1 protein-coding gene is annotated in these 443 nt (G+C 38.8%); it reads left to right on the top strand.

Annotated features, from left to right (window positions below; genetic code table 11):
- The coding region (locus A5N85_RS13705; protein ID WP_072577638.1) for a transposase at window positions 1-443 on the top strand (443 nt) is incomplete at both ends.

Raw genomic sequence — 443 nt, forward strand, 5'->3', positions numbered from 1 at the left:
TTTCAAGAACAAATAGTAGATAAGACCGCTCAAGACAAACCGATAGTCTATCTTGATGAATGTGGTTTTAAAGCCTTTGATCATAGACCTTATGGCTACAGCACAAAAGGACAAGTTTGTCATGGAAGTGATAACTGGCATTTAAAGAACCAGAGCAATGCGATTGGAGCCATTATCAATGGAGAATTGTTTGCCTTACGCTTATATAATGGTTCTATTAACAGCGATATTTTCTCTCATTGGGTGAGAGAAGCACTGTTACCTGAGTTACCTAAAAACAGTGTAATTGTCATGGACAATGCCGCTTTTCATAAACGCAGTGATATTCAAGCAATCATTGAAGAGCATGGGCATGAGATAGTTTGGTTACCCCCTTATAGTCCAGACTTAAATCTATTGAAAAGATGTCGGGCTTGGATTAAGCAAATCCGCAAAGAATGGCG

Source organism: Suttonella ornithocola (assembly GCF_001889065.1).
GTDB lineage: Bacteria > Pseudomonadota > Gammaproteobacteria > Cardiobacteriales > Cardiobacteriaceae > Suttonella_A > Suttonella_A ornithocola.